This window comes from Blautia sp. XA-2221 (assembly GCF_028767025.1).
Lineage (GTDB): Bacteria > Bacillota > Clostridia > Lachnospirales > Lachnospiraceae > Blautia_A.
This window is the reverse complement of the sequence record NZ_JAJQXX010000008.1, coordinates 91,581-111,640: the sequence shown is the minus strand read 5'-3', so window position 1 is coordinate 111,640 and position 20,060 is coordinate 91,581. Positions and strand designations below refer to the sequence as shown.

General features: G+C 42.7%; 15 protein-coding genes and 2 tRNA genes. 5 read left to right on the top strand and 12 right to left on the bottom strand.

Annotated elements, in window-relative coordinates; genetic code table 11:
* Nucleotide 1: 1 nt before the first annotated feature.
* From LU279_RS08545 to LU279_RS08535, 3 genes are all read right to left on the bottom strand, one after another.
* Nucleotides 2-2,116 (bottom strand): glutamine synthetase III family protein, encoded by a 2,115-nt coding sequence (locus tag LU279_RS08545; RefSeq protein ID WP_274422148.1) that lies wholly within the window; start codon nucleotides 2,114-2,116, stop codon nucleotides 2-4.
* A 34-nt stretch (nucleotides 2,117-2,150) separates the two neighbouring features.
* Nucleotides 2,151-3,053, bottom strand: coding sequence for a diacylglycerol/lipid kinase family protein (locus tag LU279_RS08540; protein WP_274422147.1), 903 nt, complete (start codon nucleotides 3,051-3,053; stop codon nucleotides 2,151-2,153).
* A gap of 141 nt (nucleotides 3,054-3,194) precedes the next feature.
* The gene (locus LU279_RS08535) at nucleotides 3,195-3,662 is read right to left on the bottom strand and encodes a nucleoside deaminase (RefSeq protein WP_274422146.1); all 468 of its coding nucleotides are present in this window, start codon (nucleotides 3,660-3,662) and stop codon (nucleotides 3,195-3,197) included.
* A gap of 240 nt (nucleotides 3,663-3,902) precedes the next feature.
* On the opposite strand from LU279_RS08535, the gene LU279_RS08530 reads away from it, so the two are divergent.
* Nucleotides 3,903-3,975: transfer RNA gene (locus tag LU279_RS08530), tRNA-Val, on the top strand.
* 22 nt (nucleotides 3,976-3,997) lie between these two features.
* A tRNA-Met gene (locus tag LU279_RS08525) sits at nucleotides 3,998-4,071 on the top strand.
* Nucleotides 4,072-4,505: 434 nt separating this feature from the next.
* Here LU279_RS08525 and LU279_RS08520 read toward each other — a convergent pair.
* From LU279_RS08520 to LU279_RS08500, 5 genes are all read right to left on the bottom strand, one after another.
* Nucleotides 4,506-5,489 carry an AraC family transcriptional regulator gene (locus LU279_RS08520; RefSeq protein ID WP_274422145.1) on the bottom strand — a complete coding sequence of 328 codons (984 nt, stop codon included), beginning with the start codon at nucleotides 5,487-5,489 and terminating at the stop codon, nucleotides 4,506-4,508.
* A gap of 134 nt (nucleotides 5,490-5,623) precedes the next feature.
* Nucleotides 5,624-6,649 (bottom strand): substrate-binding domain-containing protein, encoded by a 1,026-nt coding sequence (locus LU279_RS08515; protein WP_274422144.1) that lies wholly within the window; start codon nucleotides 6,647-6,649, stop codon nucleotides 5,624-5,626.
* A 152-nt stretch (nucleotides 6,650-6,801) separates the two neighbouring features.
* Nucleotides 6,802-7,803, bottom strand: a complete 1,002-nt coding sequence (locus LU279_RS08510; protein ID WP_274422143.1) for an ABC transporter permease — start codon at nucleotides 7,801-7,803, stop codon at nucleotides 6,802-6,804.
* 2 nt (nucleotides 7,804-7,805) lie between these two features.
* Nucleotides 7,806-8,801: an ABC transporter permease gene (locus LU279_RS08505; protein ID WP_274422142.1), complete on the bottom strand. Its 996-nt coding sequence runs from the start codon at nucleotides 8,799-8,801 to the stop codon at nucleotides 7,806-7,808.
* Complete coding sequence (locus LU279_RS08500; RefSeq protein ID WP_274422141.1) at nucleotides 8,801-10,297, bottom strand: sugar ABC transporter ATP-binding protein; 1,497 nt, start codon at nucleotides 10,295-10,297, stop codon at nucleotides 8,801-8,803. The genes LU279_RS08505 and LU279_RS08500 overlap by 1 nt, the downstream gene beginning before the upstream one ends.
* 197 nt (nucleotides 10,298-10,494) lie before the next feature.
* On the opposite strand from LU279_RS08500, the gene LU279_RS08495 reads away from it, so the two are divergent.
* The 3 genes from LU279_RS08495 to LU279_RS08485 all read left to right on the top strand — a co-directional run bounded on the left by LU279_RS08495 (nucleotide 10,495) and on the right by LU279_RS08485 (nucleotide 14,425).
* Nucleotides 10,495-12,045 (top strand): response regulator transcription factor, encoded by a 1,551-nt coding sequence (locus LU279_RS08495; protein ID WP_274422140.1) that lies wholly within the window; start codon nucleotides 10,495-10,497, stop codon nucleotides 12,043-12,045.
* Nucleotides 12,042-13,880, top strand: coding sequence for a sensor histidine kinase (locus LU279_RS08490; protein ID WP_274422139.1), 1,839 nt, complete (start codon nucleotides 12,042-12,044; stop codon nucleotides 13,878-13,880). Before LU279_RS08495 ends, LU279_RS08490 begins: the two co-directional genes overlap by 4 nt.
* Nucleotides 13,881-13,996: 116 nt before the next feature.
* Nucleotides 13,997-14,425: a DUF3783 domain-containing protein gene (locus LU279_RS08485; RefSeq protein ID WP_274422138.1), complete on the top strand. Its 429-nt coding sequence runs from the start codon at nucleotides 13,997-13,999 to the stop codon at nucleotides 14,423-14,425.
* Nucleotides 14,426-14,637: 212 nt separating this feature from the next.
* Here LU279_RS08485 and LU279_RS08480 read toward each other — a convergent pair whose 3' ends face one another.
* The 4 genes from LU279_RS08480 to LU279_RS08465 form a co-directional block, all read right to left on the bottom strand.
* Nucleotides 14,638-16,056 carry an arabinose isomerase gene (locus tag LU279_RS08480; protein WP_274422137.1) on the bottom strand — a complete coding sequence of 473 codons (1,419 nt, stop codon included), beginning with the start codon at nucleotides 16,054-16,056 and terminating at the stop codon, nucleotides 14,638-14,640.
* Nucleotides 16,057-16,095: 39 nt separating this feature from the next.
* Complete coding sequence (gene rhaB, locus LU279_RS08475) at nucleotides 16,096-17,499, bottom strand: rhamnulokinase (protein WP_274422136.1); 1,404 nt, start codon at nucleotides 17,497-17,499, stop codon at nucleotides 16,096-16,098.
* 295 nt (nucleotides 17,500-17,794) lie between these two features.
* The gene (locus LU279_RS08470) at nucleotides 17,795-18,985 is read right to left on the bottom strand and encodes a substrate-binding domain-containing protein (protein WP_274422135.1); all 1,191 of its coding nucleotides are present in this window, start codon (nucleotides 18,983-18,985) and stop codon (nucleotides 17,795-17,797) included.
* A gap of 94 nt (nucleotides 18,986-19,079) precedes the next feature.
* Entirely contained in the window at nucleotides 19,080-20,060 is a 981-nt protein-coding gene (locus tag LU279_RS08465; RefSeq protein ID WP_274422134.1) for an ABC transporter permease, read from the bottom strand.

Below are 20,060 nucleotides of genomic sequence, written 5' to 3'. Positions count from 1 at the left end.
ATTACACCTCAAAAATCAGATCGCCGTAGGAAGGCATTGGCCACATTTCCTTATCCACCAGCATTTCCAGCTCATCCACCGGTCTGCGAAGCTCTTCCATGGCTGTCACTACCTTTTCTCTGCAGTATACGGCACGTTCTCTTCCTTCCGAATACTCTCCGATACGTGATACCATCTCTGCCAGATTCTCCATAGCCTCGTTTGTCTTTGCAAGACGCTCAGAGCATTTGGTAAGAAGTCCAAGCTGTACGCTGACGTCCACTGCCGCTGCTGCACGGACTGTGTTTACAGACTGGGCAAGCACCGTAGTATATTTGATCACTGCCGGAATGATCTGCTTGGTAGCAATATCCAGCATGGTCTTTGCCTCAATATTAATGGCTTTTGCATAAATCTCATACTGGATCTCCGCACGGGATTCCAGTTCTGCCTTTGTAAATACATGGAAGGTTTCAAAAAGCTCTACTGCTTTCTCTGTTGTAAGAGCCGGAATAGCGTCTACCATGGACGGAAGCATTGGAAGTCCCCGGCGTTTTGCCTCTTCCTCCCACTCCGGAGCATAGCCGTTTCCGTTAAATACGATTCTCTGATGCTCTGTTGCATATTCCTTGATCAGATCATGGACTGCCAGGTCGAAATCAGGAGCTGCCTCCAGACGGTCGCAGGCTTCTTTGAAGGCCTGGGCTGCAATGGTATTTAAAACCACATTACATTCAGAAATAGAATCTCTTGAACCTACCATACGGAACTCGAATTTATTTCCTGTAAAGGCAAAAGGAGAAGTTCTGTTTCTGTCTGTGGCATCTTTCATAAAGTCAGGAAGCGTTTTTACACCTGTGTGAAGCTTGCTTCCCTTTTTGCTGTGAGTTGCCATTCCTGTACTGATCAGCTGATCCAGCACATCCTCCAGCTGTTCTCCCAGAAATACGGAAATAACAGCCGGCGGCGCTTCGTTTCCTCCCAGACGGTGATCGTTTCCTACATCTGCCGCAGATTCACGGAGAAGATCTGCATGGATATCCACTGCCTTCAGAATACAGGTAAGAACAAGGAGGAACTGAATATTCTCATGAGGTGTTTTTCCCGGCTCCAGAAGATTGATCCCGTCATCTGTAGTCAAAGACCAGTTGTTGTGCTTACCGGAACCATTGACGCCTGCAAAAGGTTTCTCATGAAGCAGACAGCGCAGACCATGGCGGCTTGCCACTTTTTTCAGAATACGCATCATCATCTGATTGTGGTCTGCTGCGATATTGGCCGGGGCATAAATAGGCGCAAGCTCATGCTGAGCCGGAGCCACTTCATTGTGCTGGGTTTTTGCAGTGATTCCCAGTTTCCAGCACTCTTCATTGACTTCTTTCATATATGCGGAAACTCTCTGACGAATGGTTCCCAGATAATGATCGTCCATCTCCTGGCCCTTTGGCGGCATTGCGCCGAACAGAGTTCTGCCCGTGTAAGTCAGGTCTTTTCTCTGAAGCCATTTTTCTTTATCTATAAGAAAATATTCCTGCTCTGCTCCTACAGACGGAGTTACCTTTTTTGATGTAGTATTTCCAAAAAGACGGATCAGTCTCAGAGCCTGTTTATTTACCGCCTCCATGGAACGGAGAAGGGGAGTTTTCTGATCCAGTGCCTCTCCTGTGTAAGAACAGAATGCGGTTGGAATACACAGTGTGGCGCCTGCTGCATCATGACGCACAAACGCAGGGGAAGTGCAGTCCCAGGCTGTATAGCCTCTTGCCTCAAAAGTAGCTCTCAGACCGCCGGATGGAAAAGAAGACGCATCCGGTTCTCCTTTTATAAGCTCTTTGCCGGAAAAGCTTAAAAGAACCTTTCCGTTTTCCATAGGAGCAGTGATAAAAGCATCATGTTTTTCCGCAGTTACTCCCGTCAGCGGCTGGAACCAGTGGCTGTAATGGGTTGCCCCTTTTTCAATTGCCCATTCCTTCATTTCATGAGCAACTACATCCGCGATCTCCATAGACAGCTCTTTTCCTTCTTCTATGGTTTTTTTCAGATCTTTATAAACCTTTTTGGGAAGTCTCTCCTGCATAACGGAATCATTGAACACATCACATCCAAAGAGTTCTTTTACGTTGGTATAGTCTGACATTAGCTTTCTCCTTTATGTTTTCTGTTTGATTGACTTAATTCTTTTTTGTACTTTTTAAATACAGATTCAGTGCTTTATGCATGTTTTCTATTTCTACGGTTTTCTGGTTTCCGCCAAATTCGCCGTCCAGAGTCCACGGTACCGCTTCCTCTGCCTCTATTGTAATTTTTCCTGTTTTAAATGAATGTACAAGATCTGTGTTGTCCTCAGCCATAACAAGAGCCGTCATGATCTCCTGAAGCTCCAGAGGATTCTTTGGTTTTACGATCAGAGTCACCTCAAAAAGTCCGTCATTCATATCCACATTTTTGCCTGTAAGATTCTTGAACCCTCCTACAGATCTGGAGTTTGTGATCATTCCCACCATAAAATCATCTTCTACTTCGATTTCCTCAGATTTTACTTTCATATGATAGGATTTGATATCAAAAAGTCTTTTGACCCCTTCCAGGATATAGGCAACATGACCCAGAACGTTTTTCAGATCCTGGTCTGTCTCGTAAGATACGTCTGTAAAAAGTCCAAACGCCGCCACATAGGCAAAGGTCTGGTTGTTGAATCTTCCGATATCACAGTGATACAGTTCTTCCTCCATGATCATGGACGCCGCCTCTGTCATATTCTTTGGCATAAACAGACTGTTTGCAAAATCATTGGTACTTCCCGCAGGGATATACCCAATAGGCACATCACTCTTTTTTTCCATGATCCCGGTTACTACCTCATCCAGAGTTCCGTCCCCTCCGCTGCACACGATCAAATCTACCTCGTTGGCATACTCCTTTGCCTGCTCATAGGCATCCTTTGGTTTCTGAGTAGAGCGGATGATCACTTCATAATCATTCTTATTAAAAATATCAATAATATCCAGCAGATGGGTTTTGATCTTTCCCTTGCCTGCCCTGGGGTTAAAAACAAAGAGCATTTTCTTTCCCACAGTCCCATTCCCCTTTCGATTATTGTACTGCCTGTGAAATCAGGCATATTCGATTATTATGATACAACAAAAACGAAAAAATGCCCAGAGGAAATTTTATGCGGATACTTTATAACGGCTGATGTACATCCTCCCCTGATCTTATCCTTTCTGATGTCCTGAAAAATAATCTTTCAGAACCCGGATACTTTCTTCCCGCAAAACACCTGACGTTACTTCCGGTTTCCAGTGTGAGCGTTCAAATACCAGATCTGCGCAGTCATTCCCCTGCTCACCCAGGATTTCACATAGATCTCTGTCACTTGCTCCATACACCAGCCTTCCGAGTTTTACCCATACCATGGCTCCGCAGCACATAAAACAGGGCTCACAGCTTGAATACAGAGTATAATCGCTTAAATCCGTAATTCCTGTTTCTTTGCAAAAACGCCGGATCAATCCTGCCTCAGCATGAAAAGTAGGATCTGTTGCCGTATAGATCTGATTTTCATTTGTGTATACTGTTTCTCCATCTTTTACCAGAACTGCACCAAAAGGTTCATTTCCATGCTCCACAGCAAGCCCGGCAAGCTCAATGGCCTTTTTCATAAATACTTCATCAGCAGTCATAATTCCTCCCCTTCTTTATTCTGTTTGTAATCATCAGTATTTTACCATAGCAGGAAAAAAGTTACTATACAAAAACTTTTTTAGCATCTCTAAAACCCTTTGTATATCACATAAATTCCCGAAAAAAATAAAAATAAATTTTTTTCAAAAAAAGTGTTGACATTTATATATATATGTTATATACTAACGAAGTCGGTTGAGGGAAACGAAAAAAACTTCCACTGAACAGACAACAGATATGGGGTCTTAGCTCAGCTGGGAGAGCATCTGCCTTACAAGCAGAGGGTCATAGGTTCGAGCCCTATAGGCCCCATAACAACCGAATAAACAGACATGGCGAGATAGCTCAGTTGGCTAGAGCATACGGTTCATACCCGTAGTGTCGAGGGTTCGAATCCCCCTCTCGCTACTAAAATCCGAAACTTCAGGTTTCGGATTTTTTGTTGTCCTAAATCCCATTGATCTTTTCTATTTTTACTTCAGCTACAGTCAAAACTCAGCATTTTTATGCTAATCATATCCTTTTCCAATTATTTCATATTAGCTTTTGTGTATTTTGCACAATTATGTCTCTGTTTTTTCTACAAAACCGATTCTTTTCTATCCATATAAAATATGATAAAATAATTACAGATTTTACTTCAGGTACATACAGAAAAAGAAACACCAATGATATTACATAAATATCTTCGGAATCTGCAGAAATCTCTGTTTCCCGGATTCCACATTTCTTGAGACATTTCTTTTTTCTATTGCCAAAGATAAAGTAAAATCTAATAAGGGGTATTACAAAATACATTTTTTTAATGTATTTTGTAATACCCCTTCTCTATCTGTAAAATCCTATAAACGTACACTCTCCCGTTTTCTGTTTATTTCCCGGAACGCCCTTGGCGTCACATGATACTTTTCCCTGAAAACACGGTGAAAATAGCTGCCATTCTCATACCCCACAGCCGCAATGATATCGCTGATCGGAAGATCTGTCTCGCACATCAGCTCCACAGCCTTATTCAGCCGTTTCCTCTGGAGGAGCTCCTTAAAATTGAACCCTGTGTTCTTTTTGATCATTTTACTGAGTACATGCATGGGCAGGTGAAGCTTAACGCACAGCTCTGTCAGGGTAGCCGTCTTATAATTCTGCTCGATATAATCCAGAGTTGTCATGGATATCATATTTTCATACTGATTCGGCACTCTCATCTCTGCATACTGGACAGAATCCAGAAGATACAGAAAAATCAGTCCCATAGTTGTTTGATTGATCCGATTCTGATCTCCCCTGCCTGTCACCAGTGAATAGATCATGTTTTCTAGAAGATTCTGAATCTGCAAAACTTCTGCCACCCGAAAATGAAGATACTCTCCCTTTTCTTCATTCTGCCGCAGCACATTTACAAGAAAATCTGCAAGGATATTATTGCTTCCTGCCATCGAATAGGCCACATCAAAAAATTCCGGGAGAATCATAAAATTAATTGCGATATCATTTTTTTCTGCCGGAAGGATCTCGTGCCTGGTATACTGATTCAGAAATAAAAGCTCCCCTGCCTCAACAATTACCTGCTTTCCCCCTATGATATTAGTAAGGGAACCTTCACATACATAAAGTACCTCAATAAAATTATGCCTGTGAGACGGAAAATATACAAATCTGGTGTGAGTCCGTACTGCGATCAGTTTTCCCTCTTCCAGCATTTTTGCACTGTCCACAGTAAAATCTGTTCCTGATGTATACAACCCCTGGTCTACCTCTGACGCTCCATCAAGAATTCTCTGCTCTTCTTCTGTTATTTTTCTTAAATGATCCAAAAGCGCCTGCTGCATGTTCCGCCCCCTCCTGCTGATTTTCTTTATCATAACACATATAAGAAAGAGACGCCAGGTTCACAGCGTCTCTCTTTAAAAAGGATTCTTAAATGAGTTGGTATAAAAAAGCTTCTTATTTCTATTGCTTTATTTTAGTACAGCTCTGCATACTCTTCAATGTTCTCAGGTGTGAACTGAAGCGGCTCGCCAAGAACAATCTCTGTTCCTTTGTCGTCAGCCTCCGTGATTGTATAATCGCCAAGATTGCCAGCTGTAAATGTCTCGTCAAGTGCGCCTGTAATGTCACCCTTTACAAGTGCCATAGTTGTGTAAGCGCTGAGTTTTCCAAGACCCTGCATATCCCACAGATAGAAGTACGGGCAGGAATGAGCATCGTCATCGCCTGTGTATTCAAGCATTTCAGAGGGAAGGCCAAGACCTGTCAGTTTACATGTGGATTCATTGTCCTGAAGATATTTTGCAGCTGCTGCAATACCAACAGTTGTGGGCGCGCAGATAACTTTCAGATCCGGATAGTTCTGAAGAAGAGCTGCTGTCTGATCTGTAGATTTCTGTGGCTCGTCATCACCGTAAGCAACCTCTACAAGTTCCAGTTTGCTGTATTTTTCATCTTCTTCCATAATTTTCTTCATAGCGTCAATCCATGCGTTCTGGTTTGCGGCCTGAGATGTGGCAGAAAGAATTGCGAACTGTCCTTCTCCTCCGGAAATATCAAGAACAGCATCCATAAGAGCCTGCCCTACCGCCACAGTACCAGCCTGGTTTACAAATACCTGACGACTGTCTTTGTTTGGCGCAGAGTCAAAAGAAGATACCTTGATTCCTGCATCCATTGCCTCTGTCAGTTTTGCCTGAAGAGCGTTCACATCATTTGCAGCAATACAGATTGCGTCAAAATCCTGGGAAATCAGGTTGTCAAGAACTTTGATCTGAGCATCCGCAGTCGCTGTTTCCGGATATACAACCTCTACTTTTCCACCTTCTGCTTCAACCGTCTCCTTAAAAGAAGTCGCTGCAATCTCAAAAAACGCATTACCTGCCGATTTCCCAACAAGTGCTATCTTCTGTCCATCTCCTGCACCTTCAGCCATAACTGGAGTTGCTGCTCCGAAAACCATTGCTCCACAAAGAAGTGCGCTGATAACTTTTTTGTTCATTTTGTTTTCCTCCCTTGGAATAATATAGTTTTTGGTTACTGAAATCAGTAACTTTTCTGCTGCATAAACTACAGCATTTTTATATGGAACTGCTCTCATCTCAGAAAAAGCAGTACCTTTCATAAAACAATATTTCATAATTTTACAATTGTTTATTTACTTTTTGCAGTTCTTCTGAGCTGTCCGATAATATTTGGAAGAGCAACTGCCGCAATCAGAAGAACTCCGATAATAAGAAGGATTACCTGTGCATGCACATTCTGCTGTCCCAGTCCGACACGGAGACATACGATGATAAATGCCGCAATCACACCACCTGCAATATTTCCTTTACCGCCTGTAGAGGAGATTCCTCCGAATACTGCCATAGCAATAGCGTCCATCTCAAAACCGTTTCCTGTTGTAGTATTGGCTCCAAAAGATGATGACAGAAGGAAGATAGCGCAGAGACCGGAAACCATTCCCATCACTGTATAAATAATCATGCGAATCTTCTGTACATGAATGCCGGAATAATATGCGGTCAGTCGGTTTGTTCCAATAGCATATACTCTTCGTCCAAAAGTGCTTTTTCCAAGAACAAGGGCAAAGATCACAGACAGGATCACAACCAGAAACAGAATGTAAGGAACCTGCCCCACTTTTCCTGCAATAGCAGTGAAACCATCCAGATTTGTCATTGTGATACTTCCGCCGCTTCCCAAAATAATCTCTGCAATACCACGGAAAATAATCTGAGTTGCCAGTGTAACAATCATTGGAGGCAGCTCTGTAAATTTTGTAAGAATCAGTCCGTTAATAGCGCCACACAGAGTTCCCACAGCAAGACCGGTAAGGACTACTACAATAAACGGTGCATCCATGTTGCACACAATGCAGCACATAGTCGCTGACAGACACACAATAGAACCAACAGAAATATCAATCTCACCAAGAACCAAAATATAGGCCATGGGGAGCATAAGAAACACCTCTGCCAGATAAACCGGCATCTGACGAAGCAGACTGCTGATATTGTAAAACTCAGAAAACATTGCACAGAAAATATTGACGGCAATAAAAATCAGAACCAGAATCCCCTCCCAGGAGAAAATCATTCGCTTTACCGAACTTTCTGGTACATTATTTATACTTCTTCCGGATTTTCCAGCCATGATTACATCTCCCTTCCTTTCAGTGCATTTTTGTCTGCCACACGCTGCAGCACTACGTTCATTACAACTACGATCAAAATAATCAGTCCTTTTATGGTATTCAGCCAGAGCTGATCAAAGAATGGTATCAAAGGAAGCGCCTTTGCGATAGTCGCAAGGATCAAAGAACCGAACAAAGCCCCCAAAACACTTCCGCGACCGCCGTTCATGCTGACACCGCCGATCACGCAGGCAGCAATAACATCCATTTCACCGCCATACTGCATATCAGGCATTGCAGATGCATATACCGAAACTTGAAGAGCTCCACCAAGACCTGCAAGAAGCCCCATAATCACATAAACAAGTAGTTTAATATTCTTTACATTGATACCAGAAACCTCTGCCGCACTGGCATTACTTCCTACCGCATAAATCATTCTTCCTGTTCTGGTCCACTTCATAAACCAGAAAAAGAATGCATAACACAGAATCACCACCCAAATTACATGATTCAATCCCAGAAAAGTACCTGTAGCAAAATTTTTAAAATCACCAAGTGCCGCTGCACTGGCCCACTCGCCGCCATTAGATACCAGATATCCCCTAGCGCGAAACACGTACATAAATCCCATTGTGGCAATGATCGGAGGCACATCTGCCCTGGATATTACAAGACCAACCACAAGCCCACAGATCATACCAATTCCCACAGCAATCAAAAACACCAGCGGTGTGCCTGTAATCTTGTCATTTTTTAAAAGCATACCAATAGACATACCGGACAGTGCCAGAGTAGACATAATGGAAATATCAATTCCGCCTACCAACATAACGCACAGCATACCCAGAGCCATTACCATGGTTACCGCATTGTTCTTCAGCATATCCATCAGAGATTTTGTAGTCAAAAAAGCCGGATTAATGGCTGTTATGACAATAAAAAGCACAATCAGAACAACTGCAAGCAGGGCTTCACGAGAGCCTGTAAACTTTTTTACCAATGATTTCTTTTCCATTATTTTGCAGCCCCCTTTTCCATGGCAAGTTCAAGGATTTTTTCCTGAGTTGCTTCCTCTCTTCCAAGCTCACCGGTCTTTCTTCCGTTGCACATTACAATAATACGATCTGCCATACCAAGAATCTCAGGCATTTCTGAAGAGATTAGAATTATGGCATATCCTTTTTTTGCCAGTTCTCCCATAATTCCATAGATTTCTGCCTTTGCTCCAACGTCAACGCCTTTGGTGGGTTCGTCCATGATCACAACCTTCATTTCCTGACTCAGAGCCTTGGCTACCACCACTTTCTGCTGGTTTCCACCTGACAGAGAGCTGGCAGGCTGGAAAATATCCACGGCCTTGGTATCTACCTCTTCTAGAAGCTTCTTTGCCAGATCCCGTTCTGTCTTTTCGTCATTCATTCCGCCTTTTGCATATTTACTGATGGTTGGAAGGGTTACGTTTCTTCCTAGTCCCCAGCTCATAATCAGCCCCTCTTTCTGACGGTCTTCCGGAAGAAGGATAATACCTTTTTCCATTGCATCAGACGGTTGCTTGATATGAACTTCCTTTCCTTCCAAATAAATCTTTCCAAAATCCGCACGGGTAATTCCGCACACAGCTTCCACCACTTCTGTACGGCCTGCGCCTACCAAACCCGTCAGACCAAGAATTTCTCCTGCTCTTACCTCAAAGGAAATATCTTTAAAATATCCTGTTCTGGAAAGTTTTTCCACTTTCAGAATTTCTTCTCCCGGCTGAATCTCAGGTTTCGGAAAAAGATCAGTGATCTCACGACCTACCATTGCCTTGATCAGATCTGCATTTGTAATTTCATTTACATCATAGGTTCCAATGTACTGGGAATCACGAAAAACAGTAACTCTGGAAGCCAAACGGTACATATCTTCAAAACGATGAGAAATAAAAATAATGGAAACTCCCTCTGACTTTAATTTGTCCACAAGTGTGTAAAGTTTTTCTGACTCAGATCTTGTCAGCGCAGCAGTGGGCTCGTCCAGAATAATGATTTTTGCATTGGTAGACATTGCTTTTGCAATTTCCACCATCTGCTGCTGGGCCACACTTAAAGTTCCCATTTCCTCTGTGGCATCAAAATCTGCATCCAGCTGCGCAAGAAGCTTATTGGCTTCTGTATTCATTGCCTTCCACTGGATTATTTTGTTTTTAATGATCTCATGACCCATAAAGATATTTTCTGCAACGGTCAAATGAGGATAAGATGTAGGATGCTGATATACGGCTGCAATTCCTGCCATCTGAGCGTCCTTTGGTCCTCTGAACTCCACTTTCTTACCGTTCAGAAACATTTCTCCTTCTTCTGCTTTATGTACACCAGTAATTACCTTAATAAACGTACTTTTTCCGGCACCATTTTCACCCATAAGTGCATGAACCTCGCCAGGCTTAAGCTGAAACTGTACATTATTTAATGCCTTCACACCCGGGAAAATTTTTGTAATGCCTTTTAACTCAAGTACATATTCAGACACGGCTCTTCCCCTCCTTTTTTATATCTGTTCATTGATTCTATTTTACCATTGGTTATTTTTTTATAAAATGGGAATATCTTTTGAATCCGGGTAATATCTTTTCATTTATATGCACAAAACTTTCTGCTTTTTTCTCGTATTCATGTTTAAAATATGATAAACTATATCTGACTTTTACTTATAACAAGGAGAATCCTATGAAATTACTGATCGTAGACGATGAAGAACTTACTCGCACAGGATTGATCAGTGCCATCGACTGGGCCTCCCTTGGCATTGACCAAATTCTTCAGGCTGACGACGGAATTCACGGTCTTGAAAAGGCCCGTCTTTACTGTCCGGAGATTATTCTGTGTGATGTACGTATGCCCCGCATGGACGGGATCACTATGCTGGAACGGCTGGAAAAGATTCTTCCAGATTCTGTTCCCGTTTTTATGAGTGGCTACTCAGATAAAGAATATTTGAAAGCAGCCATTCGTTTAAAAGCTGTCAGCTATATCGAAAAACCGCTGAATCCTTCTGAAGTTTCCCAGGCAGTCAGAGAAGCGACTGAGCTTTACATACAAAAACGCCGCTCACGAAGAGGGGAATTTCTGAAATCCATGGAAACAGCTTCCCGTCTGGCGCTGCTTCTGACACTTCCCTCACTGCCTGATATTCAGACTGCTCGCAGGCTTTCCAAAGAACTTGGTTTTGCTATGAACAACTCCACCTTTTTTATTTCCTTTATTATAAGAATGGATACATTTCCGGAGCTATCTTCTCTGGAGCTGTTTTATCAGGCACTGTCTGATTTTCTGGAAAAAAGAAATATTCATTTTGTTTACACAGACAAAAAACATCAGAATCTCCTGGGTTTTTTGTTTGGTCAGACAGCCCCATCCTCCCGATGTCTTAGAGAAATCGAGGATTTTATTTGCCATCATCTTTCCTGTATGGGAAAATATTCCATGGCTCTTGGCGAAACTGTTTATGGAATGGCAAAAGCCTATCAGTCTTATGCTTCCGCTGTTATCCTTTTACAGAACAGTTTCTTTTTCCCGGAAAACACACTGCTAACGCCTAATAAACTGAACAGAGATACAAAAGTCTCCCCTGATTTCTGTTTTACCTCACCAGAAATCGACTTTGCAAATTCACTTTCCTCTGAGCTTCCGGAATCAACCTTTGTTCTTCTGGATGAACTTCGGGAATATTTTACTGAAAATACAAAAGTGTTTCAGAATGCTGTAAAAGATCTCTATTATAAACTCTTCCTGGCTCTTGATAAAGTCCGAAAACAAACTTTTCCGTCAGAAGATATTTACGCAGAACCTATTGCGGAGATCATTGACAGATGTTTTACTTTTTCTGAACTGCATCAGACCCTTCGACAGCAAACAGAATATTTGTTGAAACATGTCGGAAATCAGGCACAGGAAAATCCAACCATTCACCTAATCAAAAGCTACATCGGAAAGCACTACATGGATGAAACACTTTCAGTCAAAGATATCAGTGAGCATGTTTTTCTTTCAGCTTCCTATGTCTGTACCTTTTTCAAAAATGAAACAGGACACACTTTAAACCAGTATCTTACCGAATACAGGATGGAAAAAGCCAAGCAGCTGTTAAAGGATTCCAGATACCGGATTTCAGACATTTCATCCCGAGTAGGCTACAGCGACGGCAATTACTTTGGAAAGAGCTTCCGGAAATACAGCGGACTTTCACCTTCTGAGTACAGGGAGAAAAATCTGAGATGACAGGATTATTAAGAAAATTACGTCAGATCTACGGAGACATGAATCTGCAGTCAAAGTTCACCATTGTACTGATTATTGCCATCACTATTCCAGTACTTATCGTTGGAATCTTTTTTTACAGCAGACTGTATGACATGGTTGTTTCTGATACCATACGCAAAGAACAGGACACTTCCTCCAAAGCTGCACCTTTGATAGAATCCAGCATCCAGAAAATTCTGGATGCCTACGAAGAGATTACAGAGTTGGAATTTTATAAAACATTATTTCACCAGCCAGTCAATTCTCCTTTCCAGATGCTTCTGGATTCCCACAATGCAGAAACATTCCAGAAAAAAGTTCAGGAGCTTATTGACCAAAAAAACATTACTGGACTTCAGATCTACATGGATTTCCCAACAGAATCCGTGAAACTTTTTCATGATGAGCTGACTCAGGACTACTTTGTTCCAATGAGTCTTGCCCAGGGAACCTACTGGTACGGAATTTTTCAGGGAACCGGGAAATCCGAACTTTACTGTCCCGAATTTTATCTGGGAGAGCGGGAAAAAAGCACCTTCGGAGACATGGCATACATTGTTTCTACTACCTTTTATTATCAGGGAAAGGCTCATCAGGCTTATATTTCCCTTTATTCTGCCTCAAATCAGCTGACAAAAATATTGAGAAAGAATCTGACTCTGGATGGTAGCATATCTTACATTATTAATGAAAGAAATGCCATTGTAGCATCTACTGATAAATCGGGAACAGGCATTTATCTTTTAGATTACCAAACCGTTGAAGATTCCTTTATGGCTTCCAACGGTTTCATTGAAAGAACAATTCTCGATCAAAAGATTTATGCAGGATTTTACAATATCCGGCAGCCCGGTTGGTTTATGATAACTGTCCTGCCCTCTTCTTCTCTTTTAAAACAAAGTAATTTTATCATGTTGCAGTATATACTCATGTACCTTGCCGTGTTGTTACTTGCCTCAGTCATGGCACACTTCCTGGCCCGATCTGTAAGTAGCCGGATTTCCTCTGTAATTCATCAAATGGGCAAAGTACGGCAGGGTTCCCCTGTTCCCATGGAGAACCCTGTTTATCATGACGAGATTGGCGATCTTATAGATACCTATAACTATATGACTCGAAAAATCCAACAGCTTATGAATGAGCAGATGAAAGCAGCAGAAGAGCTTCGAATCGCAGAATTTAATTCTCTGCAGGCACAGATTAACCCACATTTTCTGTATAATACTATGGATATGATTAACTGGATGGCGCTTCAGGGACAGACCTCCGAGATTTCCAGTGCTGTGCAAAGCCTTTCCCGATTTTATAAACTGACACTGAGCCGTAAAAAAAATATCAATACCATCGGTGAAGAGGAAGAACATGTTTCTATTTACCTGAAAATCCAGAACATGCGCTATCACAACAACATTTCCTTTATTTCTGATATTCCGGATGAGTTGACAGACTATCAGATACCAAAACTTACCTTACAGCCTGTGATAGAAAACTGTGTTCTCCATGGAATTCTGGAAAAGGATACCAAATCCGGAACAATTGTTCTTACCGGATGGATGGAAAACGAAGATATCATACTTCTGATCTCAGATGATGGTGTTGGAATTCCTCCGGAAAAACTTTCCACAATCATTTCCGAAAACAGCACAGGTTCTTCCTCCGGCGGCACAAACATTGCTGTATACAATACACACCAAAGACTTCAGTTGCTGTATGGTAAATCTTATGGTCTCTCCTATTCCAGCAATCCGGGGCAGGGAACCGAAGTTCAGATCCGAATTCCGGCTCGGAGAAATATCCGTGAATCACAGACATGATAATTATTTAAGATCATCTCTAATGACTAGAACTAATTTTTTATCATTTAAAATAGAAACCTATAAACTGAACAGTCATTCTTGACTGCGCTATTACGATACCAGGAGGTGTTTTTTTGAACACATTTGATTTTAATAACCTAAACCGCTCCTCAATGGGCAGTATTTCTGCTCCCAGACCCCAGATTCTTCTCTACCATTTTCCACAGGATGAGCGCACCAGACAGATCAGACGATATCTGAGAAAATCCGGTGTTGATATCCGTGAGGTATCTGCTTCCGAGCTGTTTCATCCTCTGGGATATCTTTTTGAGATTCCTGGATTTACACCCAGTTCCATGTTCCCTATGGGCGAAAATTTCAGCGAGGAAATGTTGGTTATGAAGGATTTTTCCAACAGCCAGATGGATTCATTTCTTCAGTTTTTCCGGGATAACCAGCTGAAAAATGTTGATCTCAAAGCAGTTCTTACCCCTGTCACCGCACACTGGAATTCCATGGAACTTTACCGTGAACTGAAAAAAGAACATCAGAAGCTGAAATAAGGCCTGTGAAATTATGTTCATGCTGTAGCTCTGGACAGTATTGACACAAAACTTCAGCTGATTTCTTTTTTATCAAAAGATTTTTATCCCCCCCAATATTTATCATAGAATCCCAAAAAGGAACCTCCCGCAGACCGATTATGGTTATGCGGGAGATTCCTTTTTGAATGTGTGCAAATATCAGATACTTTTCCAAAACAGAAAGATCTGTTTTATCTTGTGACGATCTCAACCGGAACGTTAAAGATTTTTGCAACTTTAAGGATTGTGTCAATATGTCTTCCGGTTGCAGCTGCCATGTGGTGCGTAGGACCGGCCTCACTCCAACGGTTTACAAACTCTCTTGCTCCGCAGGTAAAACGGGTTCTCATGTTGGTATCGCCAAAGGAAAGAATCGGACCTTCCTCATTTACACCTTCTGCCACAACAAACTTGAAGTTTCCATCCTTATCCTGTGTAATGGCAAGATAAGTAACAGGACCTGTATATGGATAGAACTGTGTCAGATATCCACCGCCAGTTTTGCCGTGGAATACCTTCACAATCTTCATAGTCGGTTTTCTGTCGGAGATGTCAGCATCCCCGCTGCCAGAATGCCCGATGATACAGATATCATCATTAAAGTCAATAGAATACATCTCGGAAAGCTGTCCGGTTCCGGAAATTGTTTTCAGGATACTCATTGCCATGGCAACCTTCATATCTCCCTCAACCGCACATGCAGTTCCCTGCTTGATCAGCATGGAAAATGCCGGGATCAGCATACTGTCAAGAACACCGGCCTTGCCCTGAGCAAAACCATCGTAATGGGAAGCAATCATACCAAGATGCTCGTCTTTTACCCACTGCTCAAAAGCAACCACATATTTTGCCATATCCCAGACTTTTTCGATTGTACCGCCGCCTTCGATTTCAAAAGTATCCAGAATGTTCTGAGCCTTTGCGCGGATCGCATCTTCATCTGTGATATCGTCCGCGATAGCCCACATCTTTTCCCAGTCAAACTGTTTGGTATAAAGGAACATTCTGTTATAGAGGTTTGTTTCATCAATATACAGATCCATCATTCCCGGATACGGTCTGCCGATCTGTGCAATATTAGTTTCACGAAATCTTCTTCTCACCTGGGCAGCTCTGCACCAGTCTTCAATCTCCTCCTGAACAGCCGGATCTCCGCCTTCTGCAACACCTGTGATCACAGCATGTCTCTTTCCTGCTCTTTCAAGGTCTGCAACTGCTTCGCCTACTGCTCCGCAGGCATATCCTTCTCCCAGCCAGGAAGCAATATCTGTATGCTCATAATCCAGGGCTTTCAGCTTCTGGATATTTACCAGAACTACCGGAACATCAAGATCGCGGATTGCCGGAAGCATATTGTAGGAAGTGGCATAAGTCAGCATCTGAACAAATACAAGGTCAACATCAGCCGCCCGGAATTTATCTCCTGCCTCCATTGCCTGTTCCTTGGTTGTCACCATTCCTCCGTCAATAACCTCTACCGTATCCGGAATTGTTTTAATGAACGCAGCGTACTGTGACTCAAACTCCGGAACCAGTGACGGGAACTGTGGAAGGTAAGCTCCCAGTGCAATAGAAAACACGCCGACTTTTGCTTTCGTATTAACTAACATAATGAACTCTCCTCTTCATATAAAATAATATAAAGCTATTTACGCATTATAAATTTTGATATCAAAGGACTCGTGAATTACTGTTCTTGCTTCTTCAATAGATTTAAATTCCTCTGCCTTTAACATCTGGGCAGTGATATTACCGATTGCAGTTGCCTCTCCCGGACCTGCGTGAACTTCTTTGCCTGTAGCCTTTGCTGTCAGTTCATTCAGATATCCTGCATTGGAACCGCCGCCTACAACATGGATACGGCTGTAAGTTCTTCCTGTGATCTCCTCCAGCTCTTTTGCTGTCTTTGCATAGCACTCTGCAAGGCTGGCATAGATAACAGTAGCGACCTCACCAAGAGTTTCCGGAACTTTCTGTCCGGTTCTGCGGCAGTAATCTTTCACTTCTTCTGTCATATTTGCCGGTGCCAGGAAGCACTCGTCATTTGCGTCTACTCTGGACGGGAAATCCTTTGCTTCTTCTGCCATAGCGCAGATCTCAGCAAAACCGTATTTGTCGTTGATCTCATGACGTACAGACTGGATCATCCACAGACCCATGATATTTTTCAGATAACGGAAACGACCTGCGTAGCCGCCTTCATTTGTCAGGTTCAGCGCACAGCTCTCTTTTGAGCAGTCTGCAACCTCTCTCTCAAGTCCCATCAGTGACCATGTTCCTGAACTGATATAAATAAAGTCGTCATCATTTGCAGGTACGGCAAGTACAGCGGAACCAGTGTCATGAGTTGCAGGAGCAACTACCTCAAGATCAAAGCCTACTTCATTTTTCACAGCTTCTGAAAAATGTCCGATGCTTGTGCCAGGCATGATCAGCTTCTGGAAAATTTTTCTCGGGTATCCCAGTTTGTCGATCAGCTCATAGTCCCAATCCTTTGTAACAGGGCTTACCAGCTGGCCGGTTGTTGCCTCTGTATACTCGCAGGACTTTACGCCTGTAAGAAGATAATGGAAGTAATCCGGTACATGAAGAAGGGTTTCTGCCTGCTCCAGATACTCCGGATGTTTTGTTTTTACTGACATAAGCTGATAGATGGTATTGTAAATTGCTTTCTGAATACCGGTTCTCTCATACAGTTCTTCCTGGGAGATCACTTTGTAAACTTCCTGATCCATTCCCTCAGTACGGCTGTCACGATATCCGACTGTGTTTCCGAGAACATTGCCGTCTTTGTCCAGGAGAACAAAGTCAACGCCCCAGGTATCAACACCCATGCTCACCGGAATCTTACCGATTTCTTTACATTTTTTCAGGCCGTTGATCACCTCTTTGAACAGGCGGTCAAATTCCCAGCAAAGCTCGTCACCTTTTTTTACCATACCATTTTCAAAACGGTATACTTCCTCCAGGATCATTTTTCCATTTTCCATATGTCCCAGAATGTGTCGTCCGCTGGATGCACCAATGTCTACTGCAAGATAATATGTTGCCATGATTAAAACCTCCTAAATATGTAAGATATACACAGAAGATTCCTTTTAGTGTCTGCTGTGTTTTATAAGTTCTTCCATATTTAATAATATCATATTACATGAAAATACTTCAAGTCGGAAGAACCTTGTTTGTCTAAAAAGTGTCCTTATTTGTCACTGTACACTCTGTTTCCAGTAATCTGTAAACCATTACTTTATCTGTCATCTTCCATGACAGATATGAATTAATTTAAAATATCCCCAGAGAATCCTCTGGGGATATAATGAATATTGTGTAAAACTTAGAGACTAGAGATTAGTCATAAAGGTTAGGAGCGATTTCCTCGTCTTCCATGTTTGTTGCGTCATACCAGTAACCAGCTGTCGGAACATCAGAAACTTCATCTCCGTTTGCTGCTGCTGTCAGAGCGTAGATTGCATAGTATCCCATCATAAGAGGAGACTGTGTAACAGCACCAAGGAATGTGCCATCCTGTACAGCTGCTTTGATGATAGAACCAGCATCGAAACCAACACCGATAACATCGCCTGCTGCTGCGTCAGAACCAAGAACGTTCAGGTTAGCGTTAGCTGCAAGAACACCCTCAGCTGCAACCTGGTTGGAACCGAAGATAGCGATGCAGTTTTCTTTGGAAAGGATAGCCTGAGCCTCTGTGGAGCAAAGCTCTACAGTTGTCTGAGCCGGAACTGCAACCTGGATAACAACGTCTGCATCTGCTTCTTTAGCATCTGCGCCTTCTGCTGCGTCTACATAGAATTTGTTACCAGCAACTGCAACAGTTTTTCCGTCAGCCTGGATAAGCTCGATCATCTTGTTGATGAATCCAGCACCACGCATCTGGATGTTCTGAGCTGTAGCATCCTGGTTAACTTCACCGATGATAACCTGACCTTCAGCGTTTGCAATAACGTCTTTGATTGCTTTGTACATATTCTCAGCTGCTACTGCACCAGCCTGAGCATTGTCTGTAACAACTTCTGCTACTACAGATCCTTCCGGAGCATCTGCAACACCTGTATCAAATGTTACAACCGGAATTCCGTCTGCTGCACATTTTTTAAGAGCATCTGTTACAGAAGATGTGTCGCAAGCTGCAAGACCAAGACCAACTGGTTTGGATGCGATAGCTGTATTGATCATGTTTACCTGGTCAGCGATATCAGACTCACTGTTCGGTCCCTGTGCTGTGAAAGTAACGCCCAGCTCATCAGCGGCTTTCTGCATACCTTCAACTGCTGCCTGCCAGTATGTGGACTGGAAGGATTTAACCATCATCGGGAATTCATAAGCTTCGTTAGCTTTCAGTCCCTCAAACTGAGCTGCCGGATCAGCAGCTTCTTCTGTTTTTTCTTCCTCTGCTGCTGCCTCTTCTGTTTCAGCAGCTTCCTCTGTTGCTTCTTCCTCTGCTGCGAATACCGGAGCAACTGTCATACCGGATACCATTGCTGCACAAAGGCCTAATGCGATGAGTTTTTTAATTTTCATTGTTCTACATCCTCCTTAAAAATTATATAGTTTTTATGCTGAACCGTCAGACATAACCGCCTGACGGTTTACATACGTGATTGAAAACTGTATCTTATAATGCTGCAGCTTTCTTTTCTTTGATGATATCAATCAGTACCGCAACGATCAGTACAAGACCTGTGATGATCTGCTGCCAGTTTGCCTGAAGTCCCACATATGGAAGACCTGTTTTCAGAAGCATGATAACAAAGATACCAACAAATGTTCCAAGTACGGATCCGTAACCACCTGTAGCGGCCACACCACCGACAAATACGCCACCGATGGCATCCATCTCAAGTCCGGCACCAGTACCTGGCTGTACAGTAGGAGTTACTGCTGCGTATGCGATTGCTGCAAGACCTGTGAACAGACCGCATACAACATATACCATAACATGGTAGAATTTAACATTGATTCCGGAAAGAGCTGCTGCTTCTTTATTGGAACCGATAGCGATGGTATAACGTCCGAATTTTGTATGTTTCAGAACATATTCCATCAGAAGAACCAGAATGATCATCCACAGAAAACCGATTGGATAACGATCTGCGCTTCTTCCTGTACCAATTGTAAGTTTGAAGATGGAATGGAACCATCCGCCTTCCTGTGTAAGACCCGGCCATGGTGTAGCAGTACAAAGAGATCCTGCACCACGGGTAATCATACAGGTACAAAGAGTTGCAAGGAATGGTGGCAGGTTCATTACACCGATAAGAACACCGTTCAGTGCTCCAATCAGAACTCCAAGAAGCACGCAAACCAACATAGCAACAACAACAGGTACGCCATGGCTTCTTATCAGAGTTCCGCCGATCAGTGCGTAACATACCATACCAGTACCGATGGAAAGGTCTACACCTCCGGTAATAAGCGGGAAGGTAACACCGATTGCCATCAGAAGATCATAGTATGAAAAATCCAGCAAACTCAGCATTGTGTTGTACTGTCTGAACTCTTTACTCATAATGGAGAATACAGCTGTCAGAGCAATAACAACAATTAAAACGATAAATCTCTGATCACTTAATATACTTTTTTTCTTCTTAGTCAT

Coding starts and splice junctions, on each gene's coding strand:
- LU279_RS08480 (WP_274422137.1), bottom strand. CDS start 16,056: ATGTTAGTTAATACGAAAGCAAAAGTCGGCGTGTTTTCTATTGCACTG.
- LU279_RS08505 (WP_274422142.1), bottom strand. CDS start 8,801: ATGGAAAAGAAATCATTGGTAAAAAAGTTTACAGGCTCTCGTGAAGCC.
- LU279_RS08520 (WP_274422145.1), bottom strand. CDS start 5,489: ATGCAGCAGGCGCTTTTGGATCATTTAAGAAAAATAACAGAAGAAGAG.
- rhaB (WP_274422136.1), bottom strand. CDS start 17,499: ATGGCAACATATTATCTTGCAGTAGACATTGGTGCATCCAGCGGACGA.
- LU279_RS08465 (WP_274422134.1), bottom strand. CDS start 20,060: ATGACTAAGAAGAAAAAAAGTATATTAAGTGATCAGAGATTTATCGTT.
- LU279_RS08510 (WP_274422143.1), bottom strand. CDS start 7,803: ATGGCTGGAAAATCCGGAAGAAGTATAAATAATGTACCAGAAAGTTCG.
- LU279_RS08470 (WP_274422135.1), bottom strand. CDS start 18,985: ATGAAAATTAAAAAACTCATCGCATTAGGCCTTTGTGCAGCAATGGTA.
- LU279_RS08495 (WP_274422140.1), top strand. CDS start 10,495: ATGAAATTACTGATCGTAGACGATGAAGAACTTACTCGCACAGGATTG.
- LU279_RS08535 (WP_274422146.1), bottom strand. CDS start 3,662: ATGACTGCTGATGAAGTATTTATGAAAAAGGCCATTGAGCTTGCCGGG.
- LU279_RS08515 (WP_274422144.1), bottom strand. CDS start 6,649: ATGAACAAAAAAGTTATCAGCGCACTTCTTTGTGGAGCAATGGTTTTC.
- LU279_RS08490 (WP_274422139.1), top strand. CDS start 12,042: ATGACAGGATTATTAAGAAAATTACGTCAGATCTACGGAGACATGAAT.
- LU279_RS08545 (WP_274422148.1), bottom strand. CDS start 2,116: ATGTCAGACTATACCAACGTAAAAGAACTCTTTGGATGTGATGTGTTC.